This is a genomic window from Rhodococcus sp. ENV425, from assembly GCF_002887785.1.
Lineage (GTDB): Bacteria > Actinomycetota > Actinomycetes > Mycobacteriales > Mycobacteriaceae > Rhodococcus > Rhodococcus aetherivorans.
Genome location: NZ_PCZU01000089.1, coordinates 1 through 8906, shown reverse-complemented (window position 1 = coordinate 8906; position 8906 = coordinate 1). Strand labels below are relative to the sequence as shown.

At 70.9% G+C, this 8906-nt stretch carries 9 protein-coding genes; 7 read left to right on the top strand and 2 right to left on the bottom strand.

The features are described from left to right. Nucleotides 1–164 precede the first annotated feature (164 nt). From CQZ88_RS07155 to CQZ88_RS29815, 7 genes are all read left to right on the top strand, one after another. The gene (locus CQZ88_RS07155; RefSeq protein WP_102799487.1) at nucleotides 165–1646 is read left to right on the top strand and encodes an APC family permease; all 1482 of its coding nucleotides are present in this window, start codon (nucleotides 165–167) and stop codon (nucleotides 1644–1646) included. Next, on the top strand, nucleotides 1643–3589 hold the full coding sequence (locus CQZ88_RS07150) for a primary-amine oxidase (RefSeq protein ID WP_102799485.1): 1947 nt from the start codon (nucleotides 1643–1645) through the stop codon (nucleotides 3587–3589). The genes CQZ88_RS07155 and CQZ88_RS07150 overlap by 4 nt, the downstream gene beginning before the upstream one ends. 5 nt (nucleotides 3590–3594) lie before the next feature. Next, nucleotides 3595–4086: a hypothetical protein gene (locus CQZ88_RS07145; RefSeq protein WP_006943141.1), complete on the top strand. Its 492-nt coding sequence runs from the start codon at nucleotides 3595–3597 to the stop codon at nucleotides 4084–4086. Then, nucleotides 4083–4955, top strand: a complete 873-nt coding sequence (locus CQZ88_RS07140) for a polysaccharide deacetylase family protein (protein ID WP_006943143.1) — start codon at nucleotides 4083–4085, stop codon at nucleotides 4953–4955. The genes CQZ88_RS07145 and CQZ88_RS07140 overlap by 4 nt, the downstream gene beginning before the upstream one ends. A 117-nt stretch (nucleotides 4956–5072) precedes the next feature. After that, nucleotides 5073–5759, top strand: a complete 687-nt coding sequence (locus CQZ88_RS07135; protein ID WP_006943145.1) for a cutinase family protein — start codon at nucleotides 5073–5075, stop codon at nucleotides 5757–5759. Further along, nucleotides 5756–6973: an RIP metalloprotease gene (locus tag CQZ88_RS07130; RefSeq protein ID WP_102799484.1), complete on the top strand. Its 1218-nt coding sequence runs from the start codon at nucleotides 5756–5758 to the stop codon at nucleotides 6971–6973. The genes CQZ88_RS07135 and CQZ88_RS07130 overlap by 4 nt, the downstream gene beginning before the upstream one ends. 89 nt (nucleotides 6974–7062) lie before the next feature. Next, nucleotides 7063–7200 (top strand): hypothetical protein, encoded by a 138-nt coding sequence (locus CQZ88_RS29815; protein WP_006943148.1) that lies wholly within the window; start codon nucleotides 7063–7065, stop codon nucleotides 7198–7200. A gap of 10 nt (nucleotides 7201–7210) precedes the next feature. Here the strand turns inward: CQZ88_RS29815 and CQZ88_RS07125 are convergent, their stop codons facing one another. Both CQZ88_RS07125 and CQZ88_RS07120 read right to left on the bottom strand, forming a co-directional pair. Beyond that, nucleotides 7211–7681 carry a RidA family protein gene (locus CQZ88_RS07125; protein ID WP_102799483.1) on the bottom strand — a complete coding sequence of 157 codons (471 nt, stop codon included), beginning with the start codon at nucleotides 7679–7681 and terminating at the stop codon, nucleotides 7211–7213. Next, nucleotides 7671–8906: gamma-glutamyltransferase (locus CQZ88_RS07120; protein WP_102799482.1), on the bottom strand; the 1236-nt coding region annotated here is incomplete at its 5' end. The genes CQZ88_RS07120 and CQZ88_RS07125, both read right to left, overlap by 11 nt.

Sequence of the window (8906 nt, the reverse complement as noted above, 5' to 3'; positions counted from 1 at the left end):
CCCCTGCCGGGCCGAACGAGAACCCGGCCCCCCGCCCTTCTCGTTTGCCGTCGACGAACCGTGACGCCGCGGTGACCGCACCGACAACGTCCGGGCGCACGCTTCTTCCGGCGGTCGGCACCGACATCGCCGGCGCACTCCCTCTCCCGAAAGTCGAAGCACCGATGACCCTCAACGCTCGCGCACACGAACCCCCCACCCACCGGTTGTCCGGCAGCCTCGGCCCCGGCGCCGTCGTCTTCATGGTGGTCGCGGCCGCGGCCCCGCTGACCGTGATCGCCGGCACGGTCCCACTCGGTATCTCCGCCGGAAACGGGGCCGCGTACCCCGCCTCGTACATCGTCTGCACGGTGGTCCTGCTCTTCTTCGCCGTCGGCTTCACCGCGATGGCGAAGCACGTGCCCGGGGCGGGGGCGTTCTACACCTTCGTCACCCACGGACTCGGCCGGCACGTCGGACTGGGTTCCGCGTTCCTGGCGCTGCTGTCCTACACCGCGGTGCAGGGTGCCGTCTACGGATACCTCGGCGCGGCCCTCGGCGACTTCGTGACCTCGCACGGCGGTCCCGAGTTGCCCTGGTATCTCTGGGCTCTGATCGTTCTGGTGGCGGTCGCGATTCTCGGCTACCGCCACATCGACCTGTCCGGAAAGGTCCTCGGGGTCCTGCTGCTCTGCGAGGTCGGCATCGTACTGGTGATCGATGCAGCGGTGATCGCCCGCGGCGGAGCGGAGGGTCCTTCCACCGCCGCGCTACGCCCCTCCGAGTTCTTCTCGGGCGCACCGGGAATCGCCCTGATCTTCGCTGTCGCCGGCTACATCGGCTTCGAGGCGACCGCAGTCTTCCGTGACGAGGTGCGCGATCCGGCCCGGACCATTCCGCGGGCCACCTATCTCGCCCTGGTGGTCATCGGTGGCTTCTATGCGCTGTCGAGCTGGGCGCTGGTCAGCGCGTGGGGCGACGAGGGCGCCGTCGTCCTGGCCACCGAGAACCCCGAGGGCATGATCATCGAGACCGCGACCCGCTACGTGGGAGCGGCGGCGGGGGATGTCGTGCAGGTGCTCCTCGTCACCAGTCTTTTCGCGGCGCTGCTGTCCTTCCACAACGTGCTCTCGCGCTACATCTTCTCGCTCGGCAACAGCGCGGCACTGCCGGCGCGATGCGGCCGCTCGCACGTACGCCATGCCTCGCCCTACGTGGCCTCGATCGTGCAGACGGTCTCGGCCCTGGTTCTCGTCGTGGCCTCGGCCGTCGGCGGACTCGATCCCGTCACCGAGGTCTTCGCCTGGTTCGCCGGTGTCGCGTCCGTCGGCGTGCTCGCCCTGATGGCGCTGACGTCGATCGCCGTCCTCGTCTTCTTCCGGCGATCCCGGGCCGACACCCGGCCGTGGCCCACGCTGATCGCGCCGGTGCTGGGTCTCGCGGGGCTGAGCGCTCTGCTCGCGATGACGATCGCGAACCTGCCGCTGCTCGTGGGCGGATCCGGCACCCTCGCCGCCATCGTCGGCGTGCTTCTCGCCGGGGCGTTCGCGGGCGGAACGGCCGTGGCCGTTCTCCGCCCCGACGCTGCACGACATCACCACCATTCCGGCGGCGTCGCGCCCGCCGCCACGACCGAAACCGAGATCGACAAGGAGATCGCCCGATGAGCACTGCCACCACGAAGTTCACCGAAGCGGCATCGACGCCCGCACCGGACCACCCGCTCACCCCTCTGACCGCCGACGAGATCACCGCCGTCAAGGAAACGGTATCGGCGGCGGGGCTGGTAACCGAGCACGTCCGGTTCGTCTACGTCGGGCTCGAGGAACCGCACAAGTCGACGGTCCTGGCGTTCAGGCCGGGGGAGCACATCGAGCGCCGTGCCCGCGTCCTTCTCCTCGACCGTGCGACCGGGGCGGGCTCCGATCACGTCGTGTCCGTCACCGAACGCAGGATCCTCAGCACCGTCGCCGTCGACGCCGCCACCGAAGGGCATGTCCCGATCCTCGACGAGGAGTTCGAGGACATCGAATCGTTCCTCCTGTCCAGCTTCGACTGGATTGCGGCGATGGCTGCGCGCGGCATCGATCCGGAGAAGGTGCGCGCGGTTCCGCTGTCGGCCGGTGTGTTCGGGCACGAGGACGAGGTGGGGCACCGGATCGTCCGCGTGCTCGCGTTCCACCAGGAGGACGAGGCCGACCTGCCCTGGGCACATCCGATCGACGGGGTGGTCGCCTACGTCGACCTCACCGAGCAGCGCGTGGTGAAGGTCGTCGACGAGATCACCCTTCCCGTGCCGGCCGAACGCGGCGAATGGGACGCCGCTCCGCACGCGAGGCCGGCCCGCACCGACCTCAAGCCGATCGAGATCATCCAACCCGAGGGGCCCAGCTTCTCGGTCGAGGGCAATCGGATCACCTGGGCGGACTGGACGTTCCGGTTCGGGTTCGACGTACGCGAGGGCCTGACCCTGCACCAGTTGTCGTTCTCCGACGACGGCGTGCAGCGGCCGGTGATCTACCGCGCATCCATTGCCGAGATGGTCGTGCCCTACGCCGACCCGTCGCCGGTGCGGTACTGGCAGAACTACTTCGACCAGGGCGAATACCTGTTCGGCCGCTACACCAACTCGCTGGAACTCGGGTGCGACTGCCTCGGTGAGATCCGGTACTTCGACGTCACCATCGCCGACGAGAAGGGCGACCCGCGGGTGATGAAGAACGCGATCTGCCTCCACGAGGAGGACTACGGCGTCCTCTGGAAGCACACGGACATGTTCAACGGCATGACCGAGACCCGCCGGTCGCGCCGGCTCGTGATCTCCTTCTTCCTCACCATCGGCAACTACGACTACGGCTTCTACTGGTACCTCTACCTGGACGGCACCATCGAACTCGAAGCCAAGGCCACCGGCATCGTCTTCACCTCCGCCTACCGCGGCGAGGACGGGTTCGCCACCGAGATGGCGCCCGGGCTCGGTGCGCCGTTCCACCAGCACCTCTTCTCCGCCCGCCTGGACATGGCGGTCGACGGCAACGTCAACACGGTCGAGGAGGTCGACGCCGTGCCCGAACCGATGGGACCGGACAACCCGTGGGGTAACGCGTTCCGCTGCCGCAAGACCACCCTCACCACGGAGGCCGACGGGCAGAGGCTGGCCGACAATACCAAGGCCAGGGTCTGGCACATCACCAACCCGACCAAGCAGAACCGGCTCGGGCGGAACGTCGGATACGCACTGCACCCGGAAGGTCAGCCCGTGCTGCTGGCGGATCCGTCGAGTTCCATCGCCGCCCGCGCCGCGTTCGCCACCAAGCATCTGTGGGTCACGCGGTACGACCCGGCGCAGCGTTATCCGGCCGGTGACTTCGTCAACCAGCATCCGGGACAGGCGGGACTGCCGACATTCGTCGCCGGCAACCGGAACATCGAGGGCGAGGACCTGGTGCTGTGGCACACCTTCGGGCTCACCCACTTCCCGCGCCCGGAGGACTGGCCCGTGATGCCCGTCGACTACGCCGGGTTCACGCTGAAGCCGGTCGGGTTCTTCGACCGGAACCCGGCCCTCGACGTTCCGGCCGGCACGTCGAAGCACTGCTGCACGGACTGACGGGCATGTCCACCACGGTTCCGGAAGCCGCCCGCCGCACCACCACCACGTGGTGCGGCCGGGCGGCCGCCGCCCTCGCCGTGTCGGCGGCCGTCCTGCACGCCGGCTCGCTCGCGGAGCACACCCCGTCGCCCGGGTCGGCGGCCCTGACCCTCGTCATGGTCGCCGGATGCCTCTACTGCGCCCGTCACCTGTGGATGCGCGGAGACCAGCGGGACTGGATCCTGGTCACCGTCATGAACGTCGCGATGATCATGGTGCACCTGACCACCATGAGCCCGGACCGGGCCGCGGGCGGCCACCACGGGCACGCTGTGCCTCCGGTCGCCGGTGCAGCGGCGGGCGCCTCGATTCCCCCTCTCATGGCGGCCGCGCTGGCGGTCGCGGCCGCGGAGGTCCTCCTTGCCGTGAGCGTCGTGTTCCACCGCACCCGGCGGGGGATGGACCCGGCGACCGCAGCGGCGCGGCCGAGGTGGAGCGGCACACTGTCCACATGAACATCCGGTTCCGGCGCGGATCGCTCGTCGTCGCGGCGTCGATCCTGGTCGTGACGGCCTGTGGTTCCGGCCCGCCCGACGAGCCGCCCGAAGCCACCGCGACGAGCAGTCCGACGTCGGAACCGGCGACCACGCCGCCCGGGCCCCCGTCCCCGGCTCCGGGGCCCTCCGCGACCGTCCCCGTTCCGCCGTCCGGTCCGGAGCCGACGCCGGTGCCTCCGGCCGGTGTACCTGCCGCCCTGCGCGGCATCGACCTCGAACGGATTCCCACCGAGGAGAAGGTGGTGGCGTTGACCTTCGACGGTGGAGCCTCCGACACCGCGGTCTCCCGCATTCTCGCCACGCTCGCCCGCTACGCCGTCCCGGCGACGTTCTTCGTCACCGGTGATTTCGCGCGGACGTATCCGGACCGGGTCCGCGCCGTCGCCGCCGCCGGGCACGCGGTGGGAAACCACAGCAACACCCACCCCTCCTATCCGGATCTGACCGACGAGCAGATCAGGGCCGACCTCGCGGCGGCCGAGAACGCCATCACGGCACTGACGGGTCGCCCGGCCGTGCCGTTGTTCCGGTTTCCCTTCGGTGCTCGCACCGACGCCGACATCCGCGTCGTCAACGGTGCCGGCTACGTGCCCGTGCGCTGGACCGTGGATTCGCTCGGCTGGAAAGGCACGAGCGGTGGTCTCGACGCCGCGGCGGTGACCGAGCGGGTCCTCGCCGCGGCCGCGCCCGGCCAGATCGTTCTGATGCACGTGGGCGCGAACCCCGACGACGGCACGACCCTGGACGCCGATGCGCTGCCGGCGATCATCGACGGTCTGCGGACGCGGGGTTACGGTTTCGTGGATCTGGCCGATGTCGTCCGCTAGGCCCCCGAGTTGCACCGCATCCGCGTGTTCGATTTGCGGACTTCACGATCACTGTGCTTACTTATGAACGCGGTCGGGAATCGTTGGGGTGGATCCCATGGCTGAAGGACGGTTTCGATGATCCTTTCCGCTGTCCGGGTCGCGATCGTCGGCGCGCTGACCATCGGCTCGATGCTCGGTGCCGTCTCGATCGCCCATGCCGACCCGTCCCCGGCCTCGTACTGTGCGCCGACCGTGGTGCTCGCCGTCGACGGCACGAAGGGCCCCGAAACGCCGGATTCGATCGATCCCGAGAGCCCGCTCAACTCCTACACGGATCAGTACCGCAACAGCCCCGACTTCGCGGTGCGGCACGTGCGGTATCCGGCGGGCATGGTCGCCGGGGTGTTCGGCTGGGACACGTTCATGGACCAGTCGGTGCAGATCGGCGTGCAGAATCTCTGGGCGGAGATCGGCCGGACCGAGGCCGCCTGCGGGCCGCGCACGCGCTACGAGCTGTACGGCTACTCGCAGGGAGCGATCGTCGTGCGCAGGGTCGCGATGGAGATCGACGCGGCGGCGCCCGTGCACGACGACGGCACCGACCTGCAGGACCGGGTGCGGGTGCACCTGATCGCCGACCCGGCGCAGGGCCGGCCCGCGCAGTACGCCGGCCCGCTCGTCCCCGGCATCACGCTGCCCCAGCCGGCGGGCGAGTTGCGGCACATCCCGGTCACCACCGAGTGCCTCGAGGGCGACATGATCTGCGACCCGGAGGGCAACGTCACCGGGTACATCCGCGAGCACGCGACGTATCACCCGTGACGTTCGCGCTGGGCGTCGTGCTCTTCGCGCTGGGGGTCGCGGTGTCCGTCGCCCTGCACGAGGCGGGCCACCTGTGGGCGGCGCGGCGTCTCGGGATGAAGGTGCGTCGCTTCTCCCTCGGGCGTGGCCCGATGCTCTTCTCCGTCCGGCGCGGTGAGACCGACTACGGGCTGGGACTGATCCCGGTGGGCGGGTTCTGCGAGATCGCCGGCACGACCGCGCTCGACGAACTGACCCCCGACGAGTACGATCGCGCCCTGTATCGGCAGAAGACCTGGAAGCGGCTGGTCGTGATGTCCGGCGGCATCGGCATGAACTTCCTGCTCGCCGGGGTCCTCGTCCTCGTGCTCGCCGTCGGGTGGGGGCTGCCGGAGCTGCATCCGAAGGTGGTCGTCGAGTCCGTCGGATGCGTCCCGTCGTCGCAGCGGCCCGGCCCGGGATACGGCCTCGCCGCGTGCGACGGCCCGGGACCGGCCGGGGCCGCGGGGATACTCCCCGGCGACGCGATCCTCGCCGTCGACGGCGAGGGCGTCACCCGGTTCGGCGACCTGGTCGGAAAGATCTGGGACAGCGCAGGAGTCGTCGAACTGACGATCGAACGGCACGGCCGCCGGCTGGTGCTGCTCGTCGCGACCGAGCAGGTGCAGCGATGGGTGGTCGACCCTCGGACGGGGGACGAGCGCTCGACGGCCGTCGGTGCGATCGGAGTATCCGCGCGCCCGCCCGCCGGTCCCGTGCGGTACGACGTGGTGACCGCGGTGCCCGCCGCCCTCGCATTCACCGGCGACCTCGCCGCGCTCACGGCGCGCACGGTGGTGGACATGCCGACGAAGGCGGCGTCGCTGTGGCGGTCGGTGACCGGCGGCGAACGCGACGCGGACACCCCGATCAGCGTGGTGGGGGCCGGATCGCTCGGGGGCCGGGCCGTCGAGCGGGGCGCCTGGGAGTCGTTCGTGCTACTGCTGGTGAGCCTGAACCTCTTCGTCGGCCTGTTCAACCTGCTGCCGCTGCTCCCTCTCGACGGCGGGCACATGGCCGTGGCGATCTACGAGGGTCTGCGGAACCGGGTGCGCGCCCGGCTGGGCCGGCCCGGCGGAGCGCCGGTCAACTTCGTGAAGCTGCTGCCGGTGACGTACGCGTTCGTCGTCGTCGGTGGGGCCTTCATGCTGCTCACCCTCGCGGCGGACATCGTCGCCCCGGTTCGTCCGGCCTGATCCCGGCAAACTTCGTGGAACTTCCCGCAATTCGACCGAATCGGTCTCGCCCCGTTGCGCATGCGGGGGCGAACCGCTTCCATGGAGTGATGCCGCGGTGGTGTTGGGACGAGGACGAACCGTTGTTCGGAGACGTCGAGTCGCCGGTCGGAGGCGCGACCATAGCGGGCCTGTCCGCGCTGATCGCACTCGTCGCGCTGGCCGTGATCGGGCCGGCCCTGGTCTGATCCGCGGTCGTCAGTGCGCGCCGGGTCCGTCAGCGACGTGCGCGGTGACGGCCACCTCGACCGGCGCGTTGCCGGGAAGCAGATAGACCCCGATCGCGCTGCGGGCGGGCAGTGACGCCGGGCCCAGCGCGCGTTCGACGACCTCCGATGCGCCGTCGGCGACCGCCGAGAGCTCGGTGAAGCCGTCGGCACACGCGATGTACACCACCATCTCGACGCACCGGAACATCGCACCCGGCGGCAGCACCGAACGGACCGCGGCCAGGGCGTTGCCGGCCGCGAGGCCCGCCGCCTCCCGGGCGACGGCCGGGTCCACGTCGCCGCCGACGCGGCCGGTGACGGTCAGCCGGCCGTCACGGCGCGGGGTCATCCCCGCCGTGTGGACGGTCGAGCCGGACAGCACCGCGGGTACGTAGCGGCCGCGCGGCCGCGGCGGCTGCGCGCCGATCGCTGCCCGGCCGATCGCCTGTTCATTCGACACCGAGAGCCACTCCTTCCTGACGGGGATCGCTGCCGCCGCTGAGCACGCCGCGGGGATCGAGAGAGATGATCTGGGCGCTGCCCTCGGCGCCGAGCGGTTCGAGGGTGCGCACGTCGTGCCCCATCTCGGACAGGGCGGTGCGGACCTCGGGCGGGACGTCGGCCTCGATGCGCAGCTCGGCGGGGTCGCCGAGCACGTTCGCGTCGGAGCCGGGGAACACCGTGAACCGGGGTGCCGACACCGCCTCCTGCGGATCGAGCCCGTGGTCGAGGAGGTGCGAGAGCAGCTGCATGTTCCATTGCACCTGCCCGTCCCCGCCGGGGGTGTTGCCGACGTGGAGCAGCGCTCCCGCCTCGTCCGTGACGATCCAGGCATTGAGGGTGTGCAGCGGCTTGCGGCGGGGCCGCACCTCGTTCGGATGCCCGTCGATCAGATACGCGCCCCGCCCCAGCCGGTTGTTCAGGACGATCCCCGTGCCGGGCACGGTGAACTTGGCCCCGAAGGTGAACGCCAGCGAATGGATGAAGCTCACCGCGCGTCCGTCCCGGTCGACCGTCACCAGCGAGGTGGTGTCTCCGCCGGCCACCGTGAACGCTCCGGCAGGCGCGGTCGCCGACAGCCGGTCGCGGCCGGCGCGGATGTGGCCGGGATCGAGGATGCGCGCGGCACCGTCGTTGTCGGCGCTGCACCAGCGCAGCCGGTCCTCGAACGCCGTCCGCGCGGCCCGGGCCATGCGGTCGATCGCCGCCGCGCTCAGGAGCGGGGAGGACCCGACGACGCCGTCGCACAGCGCCGCCTGGTGCAACACCATCCACCCGGGGGTCGGCAGTGGGGTCTGATGGATCACCGCGCCGGCGTACCGGCCGGACAGCGCCTGCTCCGGCGTCACCGTCCCGGTTGCGACCCATTCGTCTCCCGAGAACGGGGCGCCCGCGTCGCGCAGCGCGGCGACGCACCGCTCGGCGAGCGACCCGGTGTAGAACGACGCCGGGTCGTGCGCGAGTTCACGGATGGTGCGCGCCAGGTCGGGTTGCGGCAGCCGGTCACCGACGAGCGGTACGAGACCGCCGTCGACGTACACGGAGGCCAGCCCGGGATCGCTGCGGACGGCGTCCAGCGCCGACCGCACGTCGTCGCGGGTCTTGGCCGAGCAGGGCAACCCGTGCTCGGCGAGGCGCGCGGCCGGTTCCCACAGCTCGGCAAGGCTGCGGGTGGCGCCGCGCCG